This window comes from Micromonospora zamorensis, from assembly GCF_900090275.1.
Lineage (GTDB): Bacteria > Actinomycetota > Actinomycetes > Mycobacteriales > Micromonosporaceae > Micromonospora > Micromonospora zamorensis.
The window spans coordinates 4,589,080-4,612,688 of sequence record NZ_LT607755.1; the positions used below are offsets into that span (position 1 = coordinate 4,589,080).

Here is a 23,609-nt window from a genome sequence, read left to right on the forward strand (position 1 = left end):
GCCCCACGTCCCACAGGCCCCGCGTCCCGCGCCCGCGCCCGCGCCCGCGCCCGCGCCCGCGCAACTTCAGGGATGTTGCTGCCTCCCAGGCACCGTAGGCAGCACTTTCCCTGAAGTTGCCCGGATCTTGGACTGGGCCGGGACGGGGATCGCGCTCGATCATGGTTGTAGTGGCCACCAGGGCGGCTCGAAGCCCCTATATCCATGATCGAGCACGATCTTGGCCGCCCAGACACGTCGATCATGATCTTGGCCGGGCGTTCCGTCCGAATTGTCCCCGCCAACCTCATGATCGACGGGTTGGACCCGGGCGGTGGGTGGTGCGCGGGAGGACGATCACGGTCAGGGTCAGGAGCAGGGCGGTCATCGCCAGGGCGCCGGGTGCCTTGGTGAAGCGGGCCAGGTTCGTGCCGTCGGGCAGGGCCAGGAAGGCCGCCACCGCCACTGGCAGCACAAACCACGTCGTTCGGGCGGCGGTGAGTGCGAGCAGCGCCAACGGCCAGGTCGCGTACCAGGGGTGGAAGACCGGGGACAGGACGACGGTGGCGACCAGCGCCAACGCGGCGCCGTGCAGCACCACCCGAGGGCGCGCAACCTCGACCCGCGCCACATCGACCCGTGCGCCCTCGACCCGCGCCCCATCCACCCGCGCGCCCTCGACCCGCGCCCCATCGACCCGCGCCCCATCCATCCGCGCGCCCTCGACCCGTGCCACCCGCCGGGCATCGCTGAAGCCGCGCAGTGCCCGCCAGGCCCGCCACCAGAGCACCACCAGCACCCCGGCCAGCAGCAGCAGGGCGACTGCCCGGACCACCGGCACCGCCTGCGGGTCCCGGCCGACCAGCGCACCGGCGTAGTCCACCACGAACCCGACGGCGGTGGGTGGTGACGTCCACTGTTCCGAGTCGCCGCTGTGGGTCAGCCCGCCCACCCAGCCGAACCCGAGCCCGGACACCGCCGAGGTGACCAGCACCGCTCCGAGCAGCCCACCGACCAGCCAGCCGCCGTCGCGCAGCAATGCCCGTACGGTGTGACGACCACGGACTGCGGCCAGTGCGGCGAACGGCACCACCACGACCGCGCTGGCCTTCACCGTCACCGCCAACCCGAGCAGCGCCCCGGCCAGGAGCAGTGCCGCAGGCCAACCCGGTCGCCGGATCGCCACCAGCAGCCCACACAGCAACAGGCCCAGCATCACGGCGTCGTTGTGCGCGCCGGCAATGAGGTGCACCCCGACCAGCGGGGCGGCCAACGCCAGCCACGCGGCCCGCCGGGTCGGCACCCCGGCTGCCCGTGCCAGGCCGGGCAGGCAGATCGCGGCCAGCACCAGCCCCGCCACGGCGATCACCCGCAGCAGCACCACAGTGCCGGTGAGCCCGCCGCCGAGCGTGACCGCGAGTGCCGCGAGTAGGACGAAGACCGGCCCGTACGGTGCCGGAGTGTCCCGCCAGATCGGTGCAACCGTGTCCAGCCACGGGCAGCCCGCCGCCGCCACCCCCACCGCGTACGGGTCGACGCCGTGCGCGTACGTCCAGCCCTGGCAGGCGTACGAGTAGACGTCCCGGCTGCCCAGCGGTGGCGCGACGAGTAGCGGCAGCGCCCACACCCCGGCCGTGACGTACGCCCAACGGGTCGACGGCACACCCTCGCGCAGCGACCACCAGGCACCGACCAGCAGCGCGGTGCCGACCAGCCAGCAGATCAGCGTCGCCGGGCCGTCCGGGGTTCGCCAGATCGACGCCGGTGTCGCGCCGAGCGGGGCGTCGGGCAGCGCCCCGCCGAGGTAGCCGGCCACGGTCAGCAGGACCGCGCCGGCCAGGCCCGCGTACCGGGCGAGGCGTGCCGACAGAGGCCCAGGCGGCGACGGAACACGCGAGGGCGGAACAGGCGGCGGAACAGGCGCGCCGGAAGCGGTCACCGGCGCACCTTCCCTCAGTCGGCGGCGACCGGCTGACGGGCCGCCCGAGCCGACCGTACCAACCGGACGACCACCACGATCACCAACAGCGTCATCAGCGGCGCCCCGACCGTCTTGGTGAACCGGGGCAGCCCGGTGCCGTCCGGCAGCACCAGGAACGACGCGACGAGGGCGACCACTGTGAACCAGCCGGTACTGCGGGCGGTGGCGGCCAGCACGAACAACGGCCACGTCCAGTACCAGGGGTGCACCACTGGAGAGAGCGCGACGGTGACGGCGAGCGCGAGGCCGGCGTAGTACAGGGGGTCGCGGGTGCGGGCCCGCCACCAGAGCCAGACGAGGAGGACGGCCAGGACCACCACGGCTATCCCGCGTGTCACCGGCAACGCGTCGATGTGAGCGCCGAACAGCGCGGCGACGTAACCGACGGTCTGACCGACGGCGGTCGGCGGGGACGTCCAGGCGACGGCGGCGCCGCCCCCGGACAGCCCGCCGACCCAGCCGAAGTCCAGTCCGCCGGCGATTGTCACTCCCAGCACGGCGGCGACCGTGCCGCCGACCACCCAGCCGCCGTCGCGGATCAGCGTCCGGAGCCGGTACGGGCCGGCGGTGGCCGCCAGCGCGGCGAACGGGACCACCACCACGGCGGTGACCTTGATCGACACGGCGACTCCGAGGAGCAGCCCGCCGACCAGCAGCATGCCGCGTCGGCGCGGGTGTGCGGCCACCACGGCCAGCCCGCCCACCAGCGCGGCGAGCATCAGTATGTCGTTGTGTGGACCACCGATGAGGTGCGCGGCGACCAGCGGGGAGCCCAGCGCCAGCCAGACCGCCCGCTTGGCCGGCACCCCGGCCCGGCGCGCCAGCACCGGCAGCGCCCACGCGCTCAACACCACGCCGAGCAGCGCCAGCGCCCGGAACAGCACGATGCTGGCGGTCAGCGAGCCGGCGACCTTGACCACCGCAGCCGCGACGAGCACGAAGAGCGGCCCGTACGGCGCGGGGGTGTCCCGCCAGATGTAGGAGACCGAGTCCAGCCAGGGGCAGGGCAGCGCGGAGACGCCCTGCTCGTACGGGCTGATGCCACCGGCGAAGCTGGCGCCCTGACACGCGTACGCGTACACGTCGCGGCTGCCGAAGGGCGGCGCGACCAGCAGCGGCAGCAGCCACAGCCCCACGGTGAGCAGCGCCCAGCGAGTCGACGGGCCGCCGTCGCGCAGCGCCCACCAGGCGTACGCCATCAGGCCGGTGCCGACCGCCCAGGCGGCCAGGATCAGCGGGCCGTTGGTGCCCTGCCAGATGCTGACCGGGGTGCTGCGCAGGGGGCCGCTGGGAAACGCGCCGCCGAGGAACGCGGACAGCGCGAGCAGCATCGAGCCGGCCAGGCCGGTCCAGCGCGCGAGGTGGGGAGGCACGCCCGACATGCTGCCAGCACGCCGGTGGGTGACCGACGGCAGGACCGTCAGCAGTGGTTGGCCGGTGCCAGGCTGCTGGAGATCGAGTAGTCGCCGGCCGCGCGTACCCGCACCTCGGTCCACCCGTCCGCGCCGGGTCGCAGGCAGCCGTCCGGGCCATCGAGCGACAGCCACCGTGACCACCGCACCTTGACCGGCACGTCGCCGGGCGTGGCCGTCAGCCGGACCGCGCCCCGGTCGGCGGTGACGAGCCGGCCGGGGGCTCCGACCAGCGGCGTCGGATCGACCACCTCGTACAGGTGCCAGGTCGGATCGCGCCAGACCTCCCGCAGGTACGGCAGGTCGCCGCGGATCAACGCGGCCTCGTCGCGGCCCCACCGGTCGGCGGGAGCGTCCGGAGCGACCACCACGTAGGTGACCGCCTTGTCGCGGAGCCACTGCTCGTAGGTCTGGGCGCTCAGGGTGCCGTCGTAGAACAGCGCGTTGCGGTCGCTGTCGACCTGGCGCTCCCAGCCACGGGCCAGCGGCACGGTCGGTGGCAGGTACGCGGACTCCCAGTGGTCGCGCAGCGGCACCACCTCGACCCGCCCGACGGGCTGCCGTCGGTCGAGTTCCGCGACGAGCGGGCGGTAGAAGGCCGGGGCGCTCTCGGCGGCGCCGGCCCGGGTGACGTCACTCAGCATCACCGGGGACTGCCACCAGACCGTCGCGGCGAGCAGCCCGGCAAGCCACGGGCCGGGCAGCGGCGCGTACCCGGCCAGCACGGGCAGCGCGAAGAGCAGCGGCAGGCGCAGCGCGTTGGATCCGATCGGGCTGGGCACGTAGTACGCGCCGACCAGGAGCAGCACGGTGAGCAGCGCGCCGACGCGCAGCACCCGGCGACGACGCGGCAGCACGACCGCCACCAGCACCGCGAGCGCGACGTTGATCCGCATCGACTCGGCCGAGTACGGCTGGGTGCCCCCGTTGCCGAAGAGCAACGCGATCGGCGCCAGGGTGACGGCGGGCGCCACGGCCAGCACGAGCCCCTCCGCCAGTGGTCGCTCCGAGCGCCACCCACCGGGCAGTGCACGGCCGGGCCCGTCGCCTCGGCGCAGGGCGGCCAGCAGCAGCGCCGCGCCGGCCAGACCGGTGAACAGGCCGGCGACCGGGCTCGCCGCCGTCGCCAGGGCGGCGCAACCGGCGGCGAGTGCCAGGCGAACCGGGCGTGGCGGGCGTTCCGCGCTGACCGCGCAGAGCGCCAGCAGCCCGAACGCCAGCCCGACGGCGAAGGTGACCCGACCGCTCGCCAGGTTGCCGACGAGGACCACGGCACCGAGGACGCCGGCCAGCAACGACCGGCGGGCCCGGCCCCGGACGAACAGCCAGCCCAGCGCCGCCGCGCCGAGCACGGCGGCGACGGCCCCCAGCGGACGCATCCCGATCAGCGCGCCCAACCTGGCCGTGAACAGGCTGTAGCCGTACTGGTTGACGCCGCCGTACCAGCCGAGGTCGATCGGCGCGGCACCGTACCGGTCGGCGAACTCGGCGCGGGCCACCTGGGCCGCGAGGTCCGTGCCCATCCGCGGCGCGAGCAGGAACGCGGCGGCGAGCACGACCGCGGCCCCGGTCGCCGCCGCCCAGACCACCTGCGGGGACCGCGTGGCCGGGCGGGTCGACGCGTCAGGCATTCAGGACCCGTTCCGTCGCGGCACGGGAGCGGCGGCCGACGCGCAGGTACTCGTCGAGGAACTCCCCCGGGTCGTCCCGCCCGAGGAGTCGGACCACGCCGGCCAACTCCACCCCGTGCCGGGGCAACTGGTCGCCGGCCCGGCCCCGGACCAGCATCAACGCGTTGCGGACCTGCGCGGCCAGGGACCACCCGGCGGCCATCTCCGCGGCGTCCGTCGGGTCGATCAGGCCGGCCCGCTCGGCGGCCGCGAGGGCATCGAGGGTACGCGTGCCGCGCAGCGACGGGACCCTGCCCGCGTGCCGGAGCTGGACGAGTTGCACGGCCCACTCCACGTCTGCCAGCCCGCCGCGCCCCAGCTTGGTGTGGGTGGCCGGGTCGGCGCCCCGGGGCAGCCGCTCGGTCTCCACCCGGGCCTTGATCCGCCGGATCTCGACGACCTGCTCGCGGGTCAGCCCCTCGGCCGGGTAACGCACCGGGTCGATCATCGCCTCGAACTCGGCGCCCAGCTCGGCGTCGCCGCAGACGAACCGGGCGCGCAGCAGGGCCTGTGCCTCCCACACCCGCGACCAGCGGGCGTAGTACGCCGCGTACGCGGCGAGGCTGCGGACCAGCGGACCCTGCCGGCCCTCCGGGCGCAGGTCGGCGTCGACGCCCAGCGGCGGGTCGGGGGCGGGCACGCCGAGCAGTCGGCGCAGCTCCTCGGCGATCGCGTGGGCGGCGGCGCTGGCGGCGCTCTCGCTGGACCCGGCGGGTGGGTCGTAGACGAAGAGCACGTCGGCGTCGGAGAGGTAGTTCGACTCGTACCCGCCGAGCCGTCCCATGCCGATCACCGCGAACCGCAGCCCTTCCGGGGCCGGCTGGCTGGCCTGGGCGGCGCGCAGTGCGGCGGCCAAGGTGGCGTCGGTGACGTCGGCGAGGGCCGTGCCGACCTGGGTGATGTCGGCCAGCCCCGGTGCCGGCCGGTTCGCGCCGTCCGGTCGGGTGGGTGTGGGTGCGAGCGCGCCCGCCCGGCAGAGCACGTCGGCGCAGGCCACCCGGACCAGCTCCCGGCGCCGCAGTGCGCGTACCGCGCGGGTGGCCTCGACCGGGTCGGCGTGCCGGGCCGCTGCGGCGAGGAACCCCTCCCGGAGCACCTCGCGGGAGCGGGGCGCCAGCTCGTTCTCCTCGGCCAGCAGCCGCAGTGCCTCCGGGTCGCGGGCGAGCAGGTCGGCGACGTACCGGGACAGGGCCAGGACCCGGGCCAGCCGACGGGCGACCGGGCCACCGTCGCGCAGCAGCCGCAGATACCAGGGGGTGCTGCCCAGCTTGTCGGAGACCTTCCGGTAGTTGAGCAGCCCCCGGTCCGGTTCCGGCGCGTCCGCGAACTCGCTGAGCAGCACCGGCAGCAGGGTCCGCTGGATGGCCGCCGTGCGGCTCACCCCGCCGGTGAGCGCCTGGAGGTGCCGCAGCGCCCCGGCCGGGTCGGCGAACCCGAGGATCTCCAGCCGGTGCCTGGCCGCCTCCGGGGTGAGGCGCAGCCCGTCGGCCGGCACCCGGGCCACCGACTCCAGCAGCGGCCGGTAGAGCAGCTTGGCGTGCAGCCGGCGTACCTCGGTGGCGTGGGTGACCCACTCGGCCCGGAAGCTCTCCACGGCGCTGCGCCCCGGCGCCGCCGTGAAACCCAGCGCGGCGGCGAGCCACCGCAGCGCGCCCGGCTCGGTGGGAACGGTGTGCGTACGACGCAGGCCCTGTAGTTGCAGCCGGTGCTCGACGCTGCGCAGGAAACGGTAACCGCGCAGCAGCGCCTCGCCGTCGGCCCGGCCGACGTAGCCACCGGCGACCAGCGCGCGCAGCGCCGGGATGGTGCCCGGCGCCCGCAGCGTCTCGTCCCCGCGACCGTGTACGAGTTGCAGCAACTGGACGGCGAACTCGATGTCGCGCAGCCCGCCGGGGCCGCGCTTGATCTCGCGCTCCAATTCCTTCGGCGGGATGTGGTCGATGATCCTGCGCCGCATGGCGCGGACGTCCTCGACCGCCTCGGGTCGCTCGGCCGCCCGCCAGACCAGCGGCGCGAGCTGGTCGATCCACTCCTGGGCCAGCGGGAGGTCACCTGCGGCCGGGCGGGCCTTGAGCAGCGCCTGGAACTCCCAGGTGCGCGCCCACCGCTGGTAGTAGGCCAGGTGGCTGGCGAGGGTCCGCACCAGCGGGCCCCGGTTGCCCTCTGGGCGCAGGGCGGCGTCCACCGGCCAGGCGACCAGCCCGCAGATGTGGATCAGCCGGGTCGCCACCAGGGTCGCGGCGGCCAGGTCGGCGTCCTCGGCGGCCACGAAGATGACGTCCACGTCGGAGACGTAGTTCAGCTCGCCGCCGCCGCACTTGCCCATCGCCACCACCGCGAGCCGAGGCCGCTCGGTGCCCTCCGCCAGTTCCGCGACGGCCACCTCGTAGGCGGCGGCCAACGTCGCGTCGGCCAACGCGGAGAGCGCGGCCATCGTCTGCTCCAGACCGCGCCCGCCGGTCAGGTCGGCCGCCGCGATCCGCAGCAGCGCCAACCGGTACGCGGTCCGCAGCACCGCCACCGGGTTGCCACCGGCGGCCGGCTCCAACCGCCCCTCGGCGATCGGCGCGAGCCCGTCCGGGGCGGTCCGCAGTGCCGTGCAGTGGTCGGGATGGGCCACCAGGTGATCGCCGAGCGCCGACGAGGCACCCAGCACCGCGATCAGCCGCCGCCGCAGCCCCGGGTCGGCGTGCAGCTCCGCGAGCAGCGGCGAGTCGACGGCGCCGTCGGTCGTGCGGCGTTCGGCCTCGACGATGCGGTGCAGTTGGCGCAGCGCCAGGTCCGGGTCGGCGGCCCGGGACATCGCGGCGAGCAGCTCACCGGCCGGCTCGTCGGCCGGCTCCTGCTCCTCCAGCCGCCACAGCCGCAGCCCGTCCGGGCCGAGCAGGTCGGCGGCACGGGCGCCGCCGTCGCCCTCGGCGGTGCCGAAGCCGTACCGGGCGAGCCGGCCCGTTGCCCTGGTCGGCCGGCTCATCAGTGCCCGAGCAGCGGCAGGCCACGCCGCATCGTGCTGTCGTCCAACTCACCGAGGGCCAGCGCGGCGAACCGGGCGGCGAACGGCTGCCAGACCTCCTCGATGTCGGGCAGCACCGAGGCGCAGGCCGCGACCACCAGCTCCGGGTCGTAGCCCAGCTCGGCGAGTTGGGCCGAGTCGGTGGCCCAGTCGGCGATCATCGCGGCGTCGCACTCGATGTGGAACTGCAGACCCCAGGCCCGGTCACCGAGCCGGAACGCCTGGTGCGGGTAGCGGGTGGACGCGGCCAGCAGGGTGGCACCCCGGGGCAGCTCGGTGATCTCGTCGGCGTGCCACTGGAGCACGTCCGGGATCAACGGCACGTACCGGAACAGCGGGTCGTTCTCGGCGGCGTCGCGCCGGCCGACCACACCCGGGCCGATCTCCGGCCCGGATGGACTCCGCTCGACCAGGCCGGCATGCGCGGTGGCGAGCAGTTGCGCGCCCAGGCAGACGGCCAGGGTCGGCACCCGGTAGCGGACCGCCTTGCGCAGCAGGCCCTCCACCGCCGGAAACCACTGTGCGCCGGGCGAGCCGTCCGGCAGCGGGTACGCCTGCTGGTCGCCGCCGAGCACCACCAGCGCCGCGTATCCCTCCAGGTCGGCGGGGAGCTCGTCGCCGGCGTGCGGGCGAACCACCCACAGCTCCAGCCCAGCCTCGGTCAGCCACTCGCCCAGCCGGCGTGCGTCGTCGGTCGGGTCGTTCTCGATCACCAGCGCGGTTGCCACAGGTCGAGGCTAGCCGGTGCGCCGCGCGGCGCAGCGCCCCGCCACAGGCCCATGCTTCCGGTGGTGTCCCTCTGCGGCGGCCGGGACCTGGCGTGGTCGTTAGGCTCAGCGGTTGTGATCAGCGACGACACCGCAGCCGTCCGCCCGCCCGTGCTGCTCCCGGGCGACGCGGTGCTGCTGGTGTCGCCGTCCGGCCCGACCTCGCCCGAGCGGGTGGCCCGGGGCATGGAGCTGCTCACCGGGTGGGGCCTGCGCCCGATGCCGGCGCCGAACGCGTACGCCCGCCACGGCTACCTCGCCGGCACCGACGACCTACGGGCCGCCGACCTGAACACGGCCTTCACCGACCCGGAGATCCGCGGGGTGATCTGCACCCGGGGCGGGTACGGCGTCCAGCGGGTCGTGGACGCCATCGACATGGCCGCCGTCCGCCGCGACCCGAAGGTGGTGGCCGGATTCTCGGACATCACCGCGTTGCAGTTCGCACTGTGGCGGGGTGCCCGGCTGACCGGAGTGCACGGCCCGGGAGCGGCCTGGCGCGACGAGCGGACCCCGCTGCGCTCCGCCGAGTCCCTGCACGCGGCGCTCATGACGACCGAACCGGTGTCGATCACCGCGGTGCCCACCGAGGAGACCTTCGGCGTACGCGTCCCGGGCCTCGCCACCGGCACCCTGCTCGGCGGCAACCTGTGCATGATCGCCGCCTCGATCGGCACACCGGACCTGCCCGACCTGACCGGGGCGGTGCTGTTGATCGAGGACGTGCAGGAGCCCCCGTACAAGGTCGACCGGATGCTCACCCAGCTGCGCCGGGCCGGCGCGCTGGACGGGCTGGCCGGGGTGGCGGTCGGGCAGTTCACCGACTGCGGTGACGGCTGGGACACCACGATCGTCGACGTGCTCACCGAACGCCTCGGCGACCTGGGCGTACCGGTCCTCGGCGGCCTCCCCATCGGCCACGGCCCCAACCAGCTGACCGTCCCGGTGGGCACCCAAGCGACCCTCAATGCCGAAAACGGCACCCTGACCGCATCCCCCGCAGTCCAGTAACGCACCCCCACACCCACCCCTGCCCTCCCCGCGCTCCCCCGCCCCTCCCCGCGCTCCCCCGCCCTTCCCCGCCCCGGTGATCAAGAGGTTTGCGTCAACTTCGGGCGGGATTCTGACGCAAACCTCTTGATCAACCAGGCGGCGCGGGGAGGGCGGGGCGGGGGTCAGGGGATCAGGTGGGCTACTGCTCCTATTTCCAGGGCGGCCCAGACGCCCTGGGGGGTCAGGGTGATGCCGTGGGGTTCGGCGTTGGCGGTGGGCAGGTCGTGGCCGTCGAACCGGCCCGTGCCGTCGATGTGGCCGATCCGGTTGGCACCCCACTCGGTGAACCAGGCGCCGCCGTCCGGGTCGGCCACGATCGCGTGTGGGCGGGCCGCCCGGTCCGGCAGCGGGAACTCGGTCATCTCGCCATCCGGGGTGATCCGGCCGAGCTGACCGGCGGCGATCTCCACGAACCAGATCGCGCCGTCACCGCCGAGGGTGATGCCGACCGGGCCGGCGTTCGCGGTGGGCACCGGATGCAGCGTCACCCGGCCGTCGAGGTCGATCCGGCCGATCGCGTTCGCCTGGTTGAGGGTGAACCAGAGCGCCTGGTCCGGGCCAGCGGTGATCATCGAGGCGAACCCGCCGGTCACCGGCAGCGGGAAGATCTCGACGGTGCCGTCGGTGCCCACCCGGCCGATCGTGTCGGAGTTCATTCCGGCGTACCAGAGTGCGCCGTCGGGGCCGGCCGCGATGCCGCACGGCCCAGTGTCGGTTGGCAGGACGACCACGCGCTGCTCGCCGTCGACGCTGATCCGGCCGATCCGGTCATCCCCGGAGCGGGTGAACCAGAGGGCGCCGTCCGGTCCCGTGGTGATGATCAGCGGTCGGCCACCGGCCGGGTCCAACGGGTAGGTCCGGATCCCGCCGTCGGGGGCCAACCGGGCGATCGCACCGGCGTGGACCAGCGTCAGCCAGAGCGCGCCGTCCGGGCCGGCAGTGATGCCGTACGGGCCGGCGCCCGGCGCGGCGAGTGGGATCTCACGAATCTCGGCGGTCGTCACGAGGCGTGGTCCTTTCGTCGGGGTTTTCCCACCCTGATCGCAGGGACGTCGACGTTGCAACCGGTTTGTCCGGCCGCTGGTCGCAGATTGTCAGCCCGCTGACAGGTTCGCCATGGGCCGCGCCCAGACTTTCCGGTCACTGTCGGTGACGTCATCGCAGCATCAACGACAACCTGGAGGACTGATGTTCCGCACGATGTCGAAGAAGCACCTGCTGGCCAGCGTGGCCGCCGCCGGTGTGCTCGGCGTGGGGATCGCCGCCCCCACGATGGCGTTCGCCGCTGACGGCAGCACCCCGACGCCGAGCCCCAGCAGCAGTGAGCAGCCGCAGCAGCAGGACCGGCAGGGCGACAAGAAGGGCGAGCGGCAGGGCGAGTTCGCCGAGAAGCTCGCCACCGAGCTGGGCGTCCCCACCGACAAGGTGACCGCCGCGCTGGAGAAGCTGCGCGAGCAGCACAAGCCGGCCGAGCGGCCGGAGCGCCCGTCAGCCGAGGACCGGCAGGCCGCGCTCAAGGAGCGGCTGGACCAGGCGGTCAAGGACGGCAAGCTCACCCAGGAGCAGGCCGACGCCATCACCAAGGCCGTCGAGGCCGGCGTCTTCCCCGGCCCCGGCGGCCACCGCGGTCCGGGCGGTCACGGCGGTCCCGCGGGTACGCCGGGCAAGTAACCCCGGCAGACCCGCGGGTAGGCCGGGCAGGTAACCCCGGCAGCCCTCTGGTCGAACCGGGCCCACCCCGGCTTGATCCACTCGGGTTTCGTGAAGTGGCGGTGTCCGGCGCACCCGGACACCGCCATTTCCTTGAGCCGGAGTTGATCATCACTGCCGAGCCCCAGCGAGGCAGGTACGCCAGCCCCGAGCCGCACCGGCACCGACGCAACGGGTCAACCCCGAGGCGCCGGCCGGGAGCGCATCAGCCCTGGGCGGGCGGAGGGCTGAACACACCCAGGTGGTTTCCGGCCGGGTCGAGCAGGTGGGCGAGGGTGAGGCCGCTCGGTGCCGTACGGGCCGCCACCAGCACCTTGCCGCCGGCCGCCTCCGCTCGCCGGCAGGTTTCCGACACGTCGGTGACCTCGGCGTAGAACACCGCGTAGTTCGGTGACGTCCCGTCGGTGGCCCGGATCGCCCCGCCGATCCCGGTGTCGCCACCGGCGCCGGTCACCCGGTAGGACCCGCCGCTGCCTGCGCCCTGCTCCTCGAAGGTCCAGCCGAACAGCTCTCCGTAGAAGCGCTCCGCCTCCTCCGGCCGGTCGGTGCCGATCTCGAACCAGGTGATGGGCGTCGTGGACATTCTGCTGCCTCCAGAGTTTCCGTGCCGGCCGTTCGGCCGTCGTCTGGAGCAGTCTCTGGGTCGTCCGCGACACCGTCCTGTCGGTGTTTCCGGATCACCCGACGGAGACCCGCTACCGGAAACCCGGTCAGACCAGGCTCAGTGAGCGGACCCGCTCGCGCGGAATGTCCAGGTCGGTCGGGCGCAGCTCGCGGGACACCACGTCGGGCAGCGCCTGGACGCTTTCGATCCGGTCGGTGCGGAAGCAGCGCAGCTCGTCGCGCAGTCGGCACCAGGCCAGCAGATACCAGTGTCGCGGGTTACCGAGGTAGCCCAGCGGCTCGACGTCACGGACCGAGCCGGCGCCGGCCCGGTCCGCGTACCTGATGCGCAGCACCCGCCGCGCGGCGACCGCGTCGGCGACGAGGGCCGGGACGGGCGTGGCTGGCCCGTCGCCGACCAGGTGCACGCGGCCGGCGAGGCGGTGCGCCTCGACGGCGTCGGCGGCCGGCAGCACCGCCATCAACTTGCGCAGCGCGGTGCCACCCGGCCCGGCGAACGGCGTGCCGGCGAGCCGGCGTAGCGCGACGGCCATCGCGACCGCCTCGGCCGCGGTCAGGTTGACCGGCGGCAGAGTGCGGGCGCGATCCACCACGTAACCGCCGGTGCGCCCAGGCTCGGCCCAGATCGGCACCCCGGCCTCCTGTAGCGCGCCGATGTCCCGTTCGATGGTGCGGCTGCTCACCTCGAAACGCGCGGCCAACCAGCGGGCGCTGCGCGGCCTCGGCGACACCGCCCGCAGCTCCTCGACCAGCGCGTAGAGACGGTCCGTACGGTTCATGCCCGGCACGCTACGGCCGGGGTACGACGCCCGTCGGCGACCGCCCGCACTGCGACGCGGACGGCCGCCACAGCAAGACGCGGACGGCCGCCACAGCGAAGCGGACAGCCGCCACAGCGAAGCGGACAGCCGCCTCAGGCGATGCAGGCGCAGACGATCAGCGCGGCGCCGAAGTGGGTGGCGGCGCTGACCCGGGCCGCCGGGTGCGGCTCGTCCGAGCAGATGACCTCGCCGAGCTTGCCCGGGGTGAGCAGGTCGAGCACGAAGAAGGCCAACGCCATGATGGCCAGCCCGACGATGCCGAAGACCACCGTGGAGGCGAGCCCCCTGCCGAAGTCGCTGTAGCTGGTCAGGATCGCGGTGAACACGATCCCGGCGATGCCGAGCTGGTTGGCGGCCAGCAGCAACCCCGCGTTGGAGTTGCGCTGCACCCAGATCAGGTCGCGCAACCGACCGGGCGTGAGCAGGTCGACCAGCACGAAGCCAGCCGCCATGAGCCCCACGCCGACGATCCCGAACACGACGCTCTGCCAAGCACCGCTGAGCAGATCCTCCAGCACCGACTGCCTCCCGACTCTCCGCCCGGAGGGGGTACCGGCGCGGTGATCGAGACGATAGCGGCAGCGCGCAAGCGCGTCAGCCCCGCGGTTACAGCGCCAGGTAGCGCTGCCGCTGCAACCGCGTCAGCCCGCGGTTACAGCGCCAGGTAACGCTGCCGCTCGTACGGGGTGACCTCGCGCCGGTACTGCTCCCACTCGGCCCGCTTGTTGCGCAGGAAGAAGTCGAAGACGTGCTCGCCGAGCACCTCGGCGACCAGCTCGGAACCGGCCATCACGTCGATCGCCTCGGCGAGGTTCTCCGGCAGCGCTTCGTATCCCATGGCACGCCGCTCGGCGCTGGTCAGCGACCAGACGTCGTCCTCGGCGCCCGGCGGCAGCTCGTAGCCCTCCTCGATGCCCTTCAGGCCGGCGCCGAGCAGCACCGCGAAGGCCAGGTAGGGGTTGGCCGCCGAATCGGGTGAGCGGACCTCGACGCGGGCCGAGTTGGGCTTGCCGTACGCGGGAACCCGGACCAGCGCGGACCGGTTGAGGTGACCCCAGCAGACGTACGCGGGGCTCTCGGTGATCCGGTCCGGCAGGGCCTGCGGGAAGAGCCGCTTGTACGAGTTGACCCACTGGTTGGTGACCGCTGTGTATTCCCGGGCGTGCACCAGGAGGCCGGCGATGAACGACTTGGCCACCTTGGAGAGCTTCATCGGGTCACCGCTGTCGTGGAAGGCGTTGCGCTCCCCCTCGAACAGCGACAGGTGGGTGTGCATCCCGCTGCCCGGCTGGTCGGTGAACGGCTTCGGCATGAAGCTGGCCTGCACTCCGGTGGAGAGCGCCACCTCCTTGACGACGTGCCGGAAGGTCATGATGTTGTCGGCGGTGGTCAGCGCGTCGGCGTAGCGCAGGTCGATCTCCTGCTGGCCGGGCGCGACCTCGTGGTGGCTGAACTCCACCGAGATGCCGATGCGCTCCAGGGCCAGCACGCCCTGGCGGCGGAAGTCGCGAGCCACGGCGTGCGTGGTGTGCTCGAAGTAGCCGCCGGTGTCGACCGGGGTGGGCACCGAGCCGTCCTGCGGGCCGTTCTCCAGGAGGAAGAACTCGATCTCGGGGTGTGTGTAGAAGGTGAAGCCCTTCTCGGCGGCCTTGGACAGCGCCCGGCGCAGCACGTGCCGGGGGTCGGCCCAGGACGGACCGCCGTCGGGCAGCAGGATGTCGCAGAACATCCGGGCGCTCTCGCCGCTGACCCCGCCCTCGAACGGGAAGACCTGGAAGGTGGTCGGGTCGGGCATGGCCACCATGTCCGATTCGAAGACCCGGGCGAAGCCCTCGATCGCCGAACCGTCGAAGCCGATGCCCTCCTCGAAGGCCGCCTCCAACTCCGCCGGCGCCACCGAGACGCTCTTGAGCGTGCCCAGCACGTCGGTGAACCACAGCCGGACGAACCGGATGTCCCGCTCTTCCAGCGTGCGGAGGACGAACTCCTGCTGACGGTCCACTTCCCCAACCCCTCGCGACGCTCTGCTGTCCGCCTTGGTCGGGCTGCGCGCCCGACCTGATCGCCCAGTCTTACCGGGCCTGGTTACGCAGACGTTACGCGAACTGCCGCCCGCCGTCCCCTCGCATCCCGCCCGGCGGGCGGGGGCCCTGCCGCCGACGAGCCCGTGCCCCGCCGGACGGCGGGCGCCGTCGCCGCAGCGTGGCGGCCATCTCGTCGGAGGGTGGGGATTGTCCCGTTGGGGCTGGGGCAAGATGAGGACATGCCCACCCTGCGTCTCGCCCTGTCCCAGGTCAACCCGAGCGTCGGCGACCTCGCCGGAAACGCCGACCTGGTCCGCAGCTGGACTCGCCAGGCCGCCGATGCCGGTGCCCAGCTGGTGCTCTTCCCGGAAATGATGCTCACCGGTTACCCGGTGGAGGACCTGGTCTTCCGGCGCTCCTTCGTGGCCGCGTCCCGGGCCGCCGTGGAACGGCTCGCGGCCGACCTCGCCACGGACGGCCTCGGCGAGGTGCCGGTGGTGGTCGGCTACCTGGACGCCGACGGGCCGCCGCAGGTCAGCGGCGACGCCGAGCCGGGCCGGGGTGCCCGCAACGCCGCCGCGCTGCTGCACCGGGGGGTCGTCGCCGCCCGCTACTTCAAGCACCACCTGCCCAATTACGGGGTCTTCGACGAGGACCGCTACTTCCTCCCCGGCGACACGCTGACGGTGGTGCGGATCGGTGGCGTGGACGTCGCGCTGACCATCTGCGAGGACCTGTGGCAGGCCGGCGGCCCGTTCGCCGCCGCCCGGCAGGCCGGCGTCGGCCTCGTGGTCAACATCAACGGCTCGCCGTACGAGCTGAACAAGGACGACATCCGGCTGCCGCTGGTCCGCCGCCGGGCCGCCGAGGCGGGCGCCGCCATCGCGTACGTCAACATGATCGGCGGACAGGACGAGCTGGTCTTCGAGGGCGACTCGATGATCGTGACCGCCGACGGTGAGCTGCTCACCCGCGCCCCGCAGTTCGTCGAGCACCTGCTCGTGCACGACGTCGAGCTGCCGGCCGCCACCGCCACGACGACCACGGAGGCCGTCGCGGACGGCATGCGCATCGTGCACAGCACGCTGGACGGCATTCCGGCCGCGCCGACCGGCCCGGGCGCCACCGGCGGTCTGATCGAGCCGGTGGCCGACGAGGCCGAGGTGTGGCAGGCCCTGGTGTTGGGTCTGCGCGACTACGTCAACAAGAACCGGTTCCCGTCGGTGGTGCTCGGCCTCTCCGGCGGCATCGACTCGGCGGTGGTGGCCGCGTTGGCCGTCGACGCGCTCGGACCGGACCGGGTGGTCGGTGTGTCGCTGCCCAGCCAGCACTCCTCGGAGCACTCCCGGGAGGACGCCGCCGACCTGGCCAAGCGCACCGGCCTGGACTACCGCGTCGAGCCGATCCAGCCGATGGTGGACGGCTTCCTGGCCAACCTGTCGCTGTCCGGTGTGGCCGTGGAGAACCTCCAGGCCCGGGTCCGTGGCGTGATCCTGATGGCGCTGTCGAACCAGGAGGGCCACCTGGTGCTGACCACCGGCAACAAGAGTGAGCTGGCGGTCGGCTACTCCACCCTGTACGGCGACTCGGTGGGCGGCTTCAACCCGGTCAAGGACGTCTGGAAGACCCTGATCTGGCGGCTCGCGAAGTGGCGCAACCGGGACGCGGCCCGGCGCGGCGAGACCGCCCCGATCCCGGAGAACTCGATCGGCAAGCCGCCGAGCGCCGAGCTGAGCCCGGGCCAACTGGACAGCGACAGCCTGCCCGACTACGACGTACTGGACCCGATCCTGATCGGCTACGTCGACGGCGACCTCGGCCGCGACGGGCTGGTCGAGTCGGGTCACGACCCGGCGATCGTGGACAAGGTGCTGCGGCTGGTGGATACCGCCGAGTACAAGCGGCGGCAGTCGGCACCGGGCACGAAGATCTCCATGAAGGCGTTCGGTCGGGACCGCCGTCTGCCGATCACCAACCGGTGGCGCGAGCACGGCTGAGGCGTACCCCTGGGGGTGTCGGGTCGGTGGCGGGACCCGGCGCCGCCTCGCGGGGGCCGCGCGGCGCGGGCCTCGCGGTTTCGCTGTGGAGTGACATCTTGCACTGGGCCCTGCCGTCACCCCGTCTCACGGTGCGACGATCGCGACGGAACCCGGGGACCGCGCAGGCGGCCTCGAGGAAGGGAGACAGAGATGGTGGAGTCCACTCCGAACGAGGTGACCGCGCTGTACGGCGGCCCGGCCACCCGACGGGTCCGCACCCGGGACCTGATCGCCGCGAAGGAGCGCGGTGAGCGGTGGCCGATGCTGACGTCGTACGACCAGTACACGGCGTCGATCTTCGACCAGGCCGGTGTGCCGGTGCTGCTGGTCGGCGACTCGGCCGCGAACAACGTGTTCGGCTACGAGACGACTCTGCCGGTCACGGCCGACGAGTTGCTTCCGCTGGTGCGCGCCGTGGTGCGGGCGACCCGGCAGGCGCTGATCGTCGGTGACCTGCCGTTCGGCTCGTACGAGGAGGGGCCGGCGCAGGCGCTGCGCACCGCCGTCCGGTTCATGAAGGAGGGTGGCTGCCACGCGGTGAAGCTGGAGGGTGGCCGCCGCTGCGCCGAGCAGATCGCGGCGATCGTCGGCGCCGGCATTCCGGTGATGGCGCACATCGGTTTCACCCCGCAGAGCGAGCACACGCTGGGCGGCTACCGGGTGCAGGGCCGGGGTGACGCCGCCGACGAGGTGCTCGCCGACGCGCGGGCGGTCACGGAGGCGGGGGCGTTCGCTGTGGTGCTGGAGATGGTGCCCGGCGAGGTGGCCAAGCGGATCACCCACGAGCTGCCGATCCCGACGGTGGGCATCGGCGCCGGCCCGGACACCGACGCGCAGGTGCTGGTCTGGCAGGACATGGCGGGCCTGCGGACCGGAAAGGCGCCCCGCTTCGTCAAGCGGTACGCGGACCTGGCCGGCGTGCTCACCGACGCCACCCGGCGTTTCGCCGACGAGGTCCGGGGCGGCGAGTTCCCGGCCGCGGAGCACACCTTCTAGGAATGCTCACGGCGTGATCCACTCGGGTTTGCCGAAAACGCGGTGTCCCTGACCTCGGGACACCGCGTTTTCACGAAACCGGAGTGGATCACGCCGCCAGAGAATGACTCAGATGTCGGTGACGCGGATGCCCGCGTGTGCCTTGTAACGCTTGTTGATCGCGATCAGGTTCGCGGTGAACGCCTCGATCTGGTGGGCGTTGCGCAACCGCCCGGCGTAGATGCCGCGCATCCCCGGGATCCGGGCAGCGAGCGCGCCGACCACGTCGACCAGCTCCCGGTCCTCGGTGCAGATCAGCACGTCCAGGTCGATCCGGTCGACCTCCGGGTCGGCCAGCAGCGGGGCGCTGACGTGATTGAACGCCGAGCAGACCCGGGAGTCGGGCAGCAACGCGGCGGCCTGCTGCACGGCGCTGCCCTCGGCGACGGTCAGCGCGTACGGGCCCTGCTTGTCGAAGCCGAGCGGGTTGACGCAGTCGACGACGATCTTGCCGGCGAGTGGCTCGGCGAGGGCGGCGACGGTGGCGGCGTGTCCGTCCCACGGCACCGCGATGATCACCACGTCGCTGCGTCGGGCCACCTCGTCGTTGGCCGCGCCCGTGACACTGCCGGTGGCTGGCACACCGGGCAGGGCGGCGATCTCGGCTGCGGACTCGGCGGCCCGCTCAGCGTTGCGGGAGCCGATCAACACCGTCTGCCCGGCCCGCGCGAACCGGTAGGCGAGACCTCGCCCCTGGTCGCCGGTGCCACCGATGATGCCGACCGTCAGCCCGGACACGTCGGGGAGCGTGCTCGCGTCGTATGCCATGGGTTCATCCTCGCAAACCGACCGGTCCGGCAGCAGCGCGGAGCACTGTGACGATCCCCGCTGCCCCCGAGGGCCGCGACCGCAGGGTCAGGCCAGCTCGAACAGGACCGTGCGGGCCGTCGGGTCCGCGGTGACCAGCCGGACGCGGACTCGTTCGCCGAGCGGCAGGTCGCCGAGGCAGCGGCTGCGCACCGGCGGGGCGTCCAGCGCGACAGTGCCGCCGGGCGGTCGGGTGCGGGCCCGACCGTTGGGCGGCGCGTCGACGTCCAGCACTGCCGCGTCGAAGGTCTCACCCACCCGGTGCTCCAGCAGCACCGCCTCGGCCAGCTCGACGGCGCCCCGGGTGGCCGTCGAGGCGATCCGGTCGGTGCTGGCCATCACCTCGGGCAGCCGGGGCAGCGCGGCGCGGGCCCAGTCGGGCACCGGCTGGCCCGCGTGCAGGGCCAGGCAGACCTCCGTGGCGTACCGGTCGGCCAGACGCCGCAACGGCGCCGTGACGTGGGCGTACGTGGCTGCCACGCCCCCATGCTCCGGTTGCTCCGGCACCGTCCCGTCGAAGGCGGTGTACGCGGCGCCGCGCATCAACTCGGCCGCCTGGTCGATGAACGCGGCGGCGCGCGGCTGGGAGGCGTCCAGGCCGGCGATCACCTGACCCGGGCCCACGTCGTCTGGCCAGTGCACGCGCAGCGGCGCGGCGGCGGCCCGCAGCCGCTGCACGGCCTCCGGTTTCGGCGCGGGCATCGTCCGCAGCAACCCGATCCGGCCGGCCAGCATGATGTCGGCGGCGGCCATCCCGGTCAGCAGGGAGATCTGGGCGTTGTGCTCCTCCATCGGCACCGGCGCGCGCAGCACCAGTTGCCAGCCGTCGCCGTCGGGCTCCAGATCCTGCTCGGGCAACGGCAGGTTGATGGCGCCCCGGCGCAACCCGCGTGCCGTCAGCCGGTCGCCGATCTCGGGCAGCAGTGCGATCGGCTCGGGCAGCCGCCCGGCGTCGGCTGCCGCCTGCACCCCGGTGTAGTCGAGTTTGGCCCGGCTGCGAACCAGGGCACGTTCCAGCTCCACGGCCACGGTGCCGCCGTCGGCGTCCAGGTCGATGGTCCAGACCACCGCGGCCCGGTCGTCGTCGGGCAGCAGGCTGGCCGCACCCTCGCTGAGCGTGTGTGGGTGCAGCGGCACGTTCCCGTCGGGCAGGTAGATGGTCTGCCCGCGCCGCCAGGTCTCCGCCTCCAACGCGCCGCCCGGGGCGACGTGGGCGGCGACGTCGGCGATCGCGTACCGCACCCGGTAGCCGCCACCTGGACGGCGGGCGAGGTGCATCGCCTGGTCCAGGTCGCGGGAGGTGGCCGGGTCGACAGTGACGAACGGTACGTCGGTGCGGTCGACGGGCGGGCGCGGCGGCGCGCCGGCCGCCTCGTCGGCCTCACGTTGGGCGTCGGCCGGGAACTCCCCGGGCAGGCCGAGTTCGCGGCGCAGTGCGCCGAAGTCGATGCGGGGCGCGAGTACGCGTCGAATGACCACGGGTCAATCCTGACAGCGCCGCCGGTGATCCGCTTCCGGTGACCGGCCGAGATATCTCTCCCCGGGCGAGCCGGGTCGACCTGCGCTCAGCCGGTCGCCTTCCGGGCAGCGCTGCGCGGGCTCCGGGGCGCGGTGGCCCGTGCGGCGGCAGGGCGGGCCGGTGACTTGCGGGCGGTCACCTTGCGGGCCGGGGCCTTGGCCGCGACGGTCTTCTTCGCCGGGGCCTTCTTGGCCGCCGCCTTGCGCGCGGTGGTCGACGAGGTGCCCGTCGCCTTCGCGGCCGGGGCCTTCTTCGCCGGAGCCTTGCGAGCACCGCCGCTGGGACCGGTCGACGCGGTCTTCTTCGCCGGCGCCTTCTTGGCGGCCGTCTTCGTCGCCGCCGTCCTCTTCGCCGCTGTCTTCTTGACGGCGGACGCCTTGGTCGCGGTCTTACGCGCCGGCGCCTTCGCCGCTGCGGTGGTCTTCTTCGCCGCCGAGGTGGTGGTCTTCTTCGCGGCGCCCACGGTCTTCTTCGCGGCGCTGGTGGTCTTCTTCGCCGTACCCGTGGTCTTCTTCGCCGTGCCCGTCGTCTTCTTCGCGGCTGCGGTGGTCTTGCGCGTCGCGGACGCCGGGGCCCGCTTCGCCGCGACAGTTGTCGAGCGGGTGGTGGTCTTCTTCGCGGGGGCCTTCTTGGCCGTCGTGGTGGCCTTGGTCGTGGTCTTCTTCGCGGGAGCCTTCGTGGCCGCCGTGGTGGTCTTCTTCGCCGGGGCACGTCCCGCGCCGCCGGCGGCCTTCCTCGCCGGGGCCTTCGCCGCCTTCGCACCCGCCGTGGACTTGCGGACGGGGGTGGTCCGGCTCGCGGCCGTGTTGCGCTCCGCCGCGGCGGTCTTCTTCGCGGTGGTGCGTCGGGCGGCCGGGCGGGTGGTGGCCTGCTGTGCTTCGGCCATCGTGGTTCCCTCCTTGGGGACGTGCTCTCGCGTGCGTCCTCGCGGAGCACGAAATGCCTCGGCGCGGGCCGTCCCGCGCCGCCTACTTGTTCTCCCCGGCCCAACGAGCGTCCTCGGCATCCCACGCCTCGTTCCGCTCCTGCACGCGTTGCAGGGCGTTCTCCGCGTCGGCCGCCGAGTTGTACGGGCCGAGAACGTGCTTCGCCGGACACACGTCGGCGTCCGTCTCGACCCGGTGATGCCGGGTGCACCAGTAGAACTGCCCACCACGTTCGCTGTCGCTCATGGGAATCACTGTGCACCGCGAACCGTCAGGCCGCCACCGGATCGCACAAGTCGCCGACCCTCTCCACAGTAGATATGCATGGGGCCCGTGGGGCCCGAACAGCGAAACGCGTGGGACTGGAGACCGAAAAGATGCGCAGGTCAGTCTCCCCGCGCAGCGGCCTATGATCGCCGGATGGGGACACCGGACTACATCGTGGGGATGCGCAAGCACGTCGGCAACGACCTGCTCTGGCTGCCCAGCGTCAGCGCGGTGGTCCGCAATGACGCCGGTGAGCTGCTGCTGGGCCAGCGTTCCGACGACGGGCGCTGGTCGGTGATCAGCGGGTTCGTCGAGCCGGGCGAACAGCCAGCCACCGCGCTGGTCCGCGAGGTGCGGGAGGAGACGGGCCTGGACGTCGCGCCGGTGCGGATGTCCAGCGCCGTGTCGCACCCGCACACCTACCCCAACGGGGACCAGTGCGAATACCTGAACCTGGGCTTCCTCTGCCGGGTGGTGGCCGGCACCGCCCGGGTCAACGACGACGAGTCGCTGGCCGTGCGGTGGTTCGGATTGGACCAGCTGCCAGAGTTGGACAAGCACGCCCTGCTGGTCATCGCCTACGCCCTGCGCGACAACCAGTCGGCCGGTTACCTGGAGCCGGGCGTGACGTGGGACGACGTGCCCGACTGAAGGGGTTCACGCCGGGGTGGACGCGAGCACGACCGGAGCGGTCGGCGCCGACCGGGCCGCCCGGATGGTGTACGCGAGCGCGTACGGCGTGCAGGCCAGGTAGAGCATGGGTTCCGTCGGCACCCGGTTGCTGATGATTCCAAAGATCTCCCATGGAATCGTGGGTCGGGGTAGGCCGATGTTCCAGTCTGTCCAGGCGGCGAGGAGCCACAGCGGCGCGGAGATCCGGTCGATGCTCTCCACCGGCGTCGGACCGATGACCGGGCCAGCGCGATAGCCCGCCGAGATGGCGTCGACAACGGCGAGAATCATCGCGAGGTCGGCGGCGGCGAGTGCGCCGAGGCCGCCCACCCACCAGGCCGCGTGGAGGCGATGCCGAACGGCGAGGCTCGCCGCGGCCCAGAGGGCCAGCGTCAGACCGGCCAACCAGAGCAGCAGCCCGGGTACGAAGGTGGCCAGGTCATCCGGGGAGATGGCCGACAGGAACACGACTGCGGCCGCCCCGATGGGGAGCACCACCCCGAGCGCGATGCGTAGCGGTCCGTCGAGTGCGGTGTGCCGGGCCCAGCGCGCGGCGAACACCGCCAGCAGCAGCGCCAACCCGACGGTGAACGCCGACCAGAGCGGCCTCTGCGCCCGCTCCGACCAGCTCTCGGCCAACACGCGCTCGATCGGGTACAGGGCGTACGCACCGACGAGCACGATCCCGACGCAGGCGATCGGGGACAGCAGCAACGCGGCCGCGGTGCGGCCGATCCGACCGCGCATCACTGTGCGGTCGACGATCGGGGCGCCGGCCCGGCCGACGGCCAGGCTCACCGCGAAGCCGAGCATCTTCGTCCGGTGACCGCTCTCGGCGAGCACGTGCAGCTCGGCGGCCCACTCGCGGCGCAGGTCGACGCGGACGTCGGCCGGCCAGCGGCGCGCGGCCATCTCCAGCAGCAGTTCGGCGGCCCGGCGGGTCACCACGCTGGCGCTCCGGTGGGCTCGGTGCCGCCCCACGAGGGACGAGCGTCGGGGATCGCGGCGCGCAGGTCGGCGAGAGCCTGGCGGGCCTGCGTCACCCCGACGGCGGTCAACCGGTAGTAGCGACGGGCCGGCCGGCCGGCCGCGACGGGGTCGATCGCCTCCCAGTCGGCGTCCAGCCAGCCGGCCGCGCTCAGCCGGTGCAGCACCGGGTAGAGGGTGCCGCTGGGCAGGCCGGTCAATCGCATCAGGTCCAGCCCGTAGCGCTGCTCGTCGGGTTCGGCGAGCAGCGCCGCGAGCACCTTCGCGACCGGAATGGTCATCCGCATCCGACCACTGTATCGG

The 23,609-nt window shown here is 73.3% G+C and carries 21 protein-coding genes; 5 read left to right on the forward strand and 16 right to left on the reverse strand.

The window, feature by feature from the left end; genetic code table 11:
- Positions 1-286 precede the first annotated feature (286 nt).
- Genes mptB (GA0070619_RS20090) through GA0070619_RS20110 form a run of 5 tightly spaced genes read right to left on the reverse strand, consistent with a single transcriptional unit; the run spans position 287 to position 8,783 of the window.
- Positions 287-1,918 carry a polyprenol phosphomannose-dependent alpha 1,6 mannosyltransferase MptB gene (mptB, locus tag GA0070619_RS20090; RefSeq protein ID WP_414855610.1) on the reverse strand — a complete coding sequence of 544 codons (1,632 nt, stop codon included), beginning with the start codon at positions 1,916-1,918 and terminating at the stop codon, positions 287-289.
- 14 nt (positions 1,919-1,932) lie between these two features.
- Complete coding sequence (mptB, locus tag GA0070619_RS20095) at positions 1,933-3,333, reverse strand: polyprenol phosphomannose-dependent alpha 1,6 mannosyltransferase MptB (RefSeq protein ID WP_172862078.1); 1,401 nt, start codon at positions 3,331-3,333, stop codon at positions 1,933-1,935.
- Between the two features lie 47 nt (positions 3,334-3,380).
- Positions 3,381-5,003, reverse strand: coding sequence for a hypothetical protein (locus GA0070619_RS20100; protein ID WP_231927114.1), 1,623 nt, complete (start codon positions 5,001-5,003; stop codon positions 3,381-3,383).
- Positions 4,996-8,016, reverse strand: coding sequence for a bifunctional [glutamine synthetase] adenylyltransferase/[glutamine synthetase]-adenylyl-L-tyrosine phosphorylase (locus tag GA0070619_RS20105; RefSeq protein ID WP_088949496.1), 3,021 nt, complete (start codon positions 8,014-8,016; stop codon positions 4,996-4,998). The genes GA0070619_RS20100 and GA0070619_RS20105 overlap by 8 nt, the downstream gene beginning before the upstream one ends.
- The gene (locus GA0070619_RS20110; protein ID WP_088949497.1) at positions 8,016-8,783 is read right to left on the reverse strand and encodes a type 1 glutamine amidotransferase; all 768 of its coding nucleotides are present in this window, start codon (positions 8,781-8,783) and stop codon (positions 8,016-8,018) included. Before GA0070619_RS20110 ends, GA0070619_RS20105 begins: the two co-directional genes overlap by 1 nt.
- A 114-nt stretch (positions 8,784-8,897) precedes the next feature.
- Between GA0070619_RS20110 and GA0070619_RS20115 the strand changes: the two genes are divergently transcribed.
- Positions 8,898-9,833 carry a S66 peptidase family protein gene (locus tag GA0070619_RS20115; RefSeq protein WP_088949498.1) on the forward strand — a complete coding sequence of 312 codons (936 nt, stop codon included), beginning with the start codon at positions 8,898-8,900 and terminating at the stop codon, positions 9,831-9,833.
- Between the two features lie 164 nt (positions 9,834-9,997).
- Here the strand turns inward: GA0070619_RS20115 and GA0070619_RS20120 are convergent, their stop codons facing one another.
- Entirely contained in the window at positions 9,998-10,879 is an 882-nt protein-coding gene (locus GA0070619_RS20120; protein ID WP_088949499.1) for a Vgb family protein, read from the reverse strand.
- Between the two features lie 184 nt (positions 10,880-11,063).
- On the opposite strand from GA0070619_RS20120, the gene GA0070619_RS20125 reads away from it, so the two are divergent.
- The gene (locus GA0070619_RS20125) at positions 11,064-11,546 is read left to right on the forward strand and encodes a hypothetical protein (protein ID WP_088949500.1); all 483 of its coding nucleotides are present in this window, start codon (positions 11,064-11,066) and stop codon (positions 11,544-11,546) included.
- 244 nt (positions 11,547-11,790) lie between these two features.
- Here the strand turns inward: GA0070619_RS20125 and GA0070619_RS20130 are convergent, their stop codons facing one another.
- The 4 genes from GA0070619_RS20130 to glnA form a co-directional block, all read right to left on the reverse strand.
- The gene (locus GA0070619_RS20130; protein ID WP_088949501.1) at positions 11,791-12,168 is read right to left on the reverse strand and encodes a VOC family protein; all 378 of its coding nucleotides are present in this window, start codon (positions 12,166-12,168) and stop codon (positions 11,791-11,793) included.
- A gap of 127 nt (positions 12,169-12,295) precedes the next feature.
- Positions 12,296-12,988 carry a helix-turn-helix transcriptional regulator gene (locus GA0070619_RS20135; protein WP_088949502.1) on the reverse strand — a complete coding sequence of 231 codons (693 nt, stop codon included), beginning with the start codon at positions 12,986-12,988 and terminating at the stop codon, positions 12,296-12,298.
- Between the two features lie 134 nt (positions 12,989-13,122).
- Complete coding sequence (locus GA0070619_RS20140) at positions 13,123-13,548, reverse strand: DUF350 domain-containing protein (protein ID WP_088949503.1); 426 nt, start codon at positions 13,546-13,548, stop codon at positions 13,123-13,125.
- A gap of 134 nt (positions 13,549-13,682) precedes the next feature.
- Complete coding sequence (gene glnA / locus GA0070619_RS20145) at positions 13,683-15,032, reverse strand: type I glutamate--ammonia ligase (protein WP_088949504.1); 1,350 nt, start codon at positions 15,030-15,032, stop codon at positions 13,683-13,685.
- Positions 15,033-15,293: 261 nt separating this feature from the next.
- On the opposite strand from glnA, the gene GA0070619_RS20150 reads away from it, so the two are divergent.
- Both GA0070619_RS20150 and panB read left to right on the forward strand, forming a co-directional pair.
- Positions 15,294-17,051 carry an NAD+ synthase gene (locus GA0070619_RS20150; protein WP_088949505.1) on the forward strand — a complete coding sequence of 586 codons (1,758 nt, stop codon included), beginning with the start codon at positions 15,294-15,296 and terminating at the stop codon, positions 17,049-17,051.
- A gap of 192 nt (positions 17,052-17,243) precedes the next feature.
- The gene (gene panB, locus GA0070619_RS20155; protein WP_088949506.1) at positions 17,244-18,089 is read left to right on the forward strand and encodes a 3-methyl-2-oxobutanoate hydroxymethyltransferase; all 846 of its coding nucleotides are present in this window, start codon (positions 17,244-17,246) and stop codon (positions 18,087-18,089) included.
- A 108-nt stretch (positions 18,090-18,197) separates the two neighbouring features.
- On the opposite strand, the gene npdG is transcribed toward panB, so the two are convergent.
- The 4 genes from npdG to GA0070619_RS20175 form a co-directional block, all read right to left on the reverse strand.
- Positions 18,198-18,896 carry an NADPH-dependent F420 reductase gene (gene npdG, locus GA0070619_RS20160; RefSeq protein WP_088949507.1) on the reverse strand — a complete coding sequence of 233 codons (699 nt, stop codon included), beginning with the start codon at positions 18,894-18,896 and terminating at the stop codon, positions 18,198-18,200.
- A gap of 87 nt (positions 18,897-18,983) precedes the next feature.
- Positions 18,984-20,414 (reverse strand): RNB domain-containing ribonuclease, encoded by a 1,431-nt coding sequence (locus GA0070619_RS20165; RefSeq protein WP_088949508.1) that lies wholly within the window; start codon positions 20,412-20,414, stop codon positions 18,984-18,986.
- Positions 20,415-20,500: 86 nt separating this feature from the next.
- On the reverse strand, positions 20,501-21,340 hold the full coding sequence (locus GA0070619_RS20170; RefSeq protein WP_197699555.1) for a histone: 840 nt from the start codon (positions 21,338-21,340) through the stop codon (positions 20,501-20,503).
- 82 nt (positions 21,341-21,422) lie between these two features.
- Positions 21,423-21,626 (reverse strand): hypothetical protein, encoded by a 204-nt coding sequence (locus tag GA0070619_RS20175; protein WP_088949509.1) that lies wholly within the window; start codon positions 21,624-21,626, stop codon positions 21,423-21,425.
- Between the two features lie 174 nt (positions 21,627-21,800).
- On the opposite strand from GA0070619_RS20175, the gene GA0070619_RS20180 reads away from it, so the two are divergent.
- Entirely contained in the window at positions 21,801-22,298 is a 498-nt protein-coding gene (locus GA0070619_RS20180) for an NUDIX hydrolase (RefSeq protein WP_088949510.1), read from the forward strand.
- A gap of 6 nt (positions 22,299-22,304) precedes the next feature.
- On the opposite strand, the gene GA0070619_RS20185 is transcribed toward GA0070619_RS20180, so the two are convergent.
- Together GA0070619_RS20185 and GA0070619_RS20190 are read right to left on the reverse strand one after the other, a co-directional pair.
- Positions 22,305-23,267, reverse strand: coding sequence for a hypothetical protein (locus tag GA0070619_RS20185; protein ID WP_231927115.1), 963 nt, complete (start codon positions 23,265-23,267; stop codon positions 22,305-22,307).
- Complete coding sequence (locus tag GA0070619_RS20190) at positions 23,261-23,593, reverse strand: PadR family transcriptional regulator (protein ID WP_088949511.1); 333 nt, start codon at positions 23,591-23,593, stop codon at positions 23,261-23,263. Before GA0070619_RS20190 ends, GA0070619_RS20185 begins: the two co-directional genes overlap by 7 nt.
- Between the last annotated feature and the right edge of the window lie 16 nt (positions 23,594-23,609).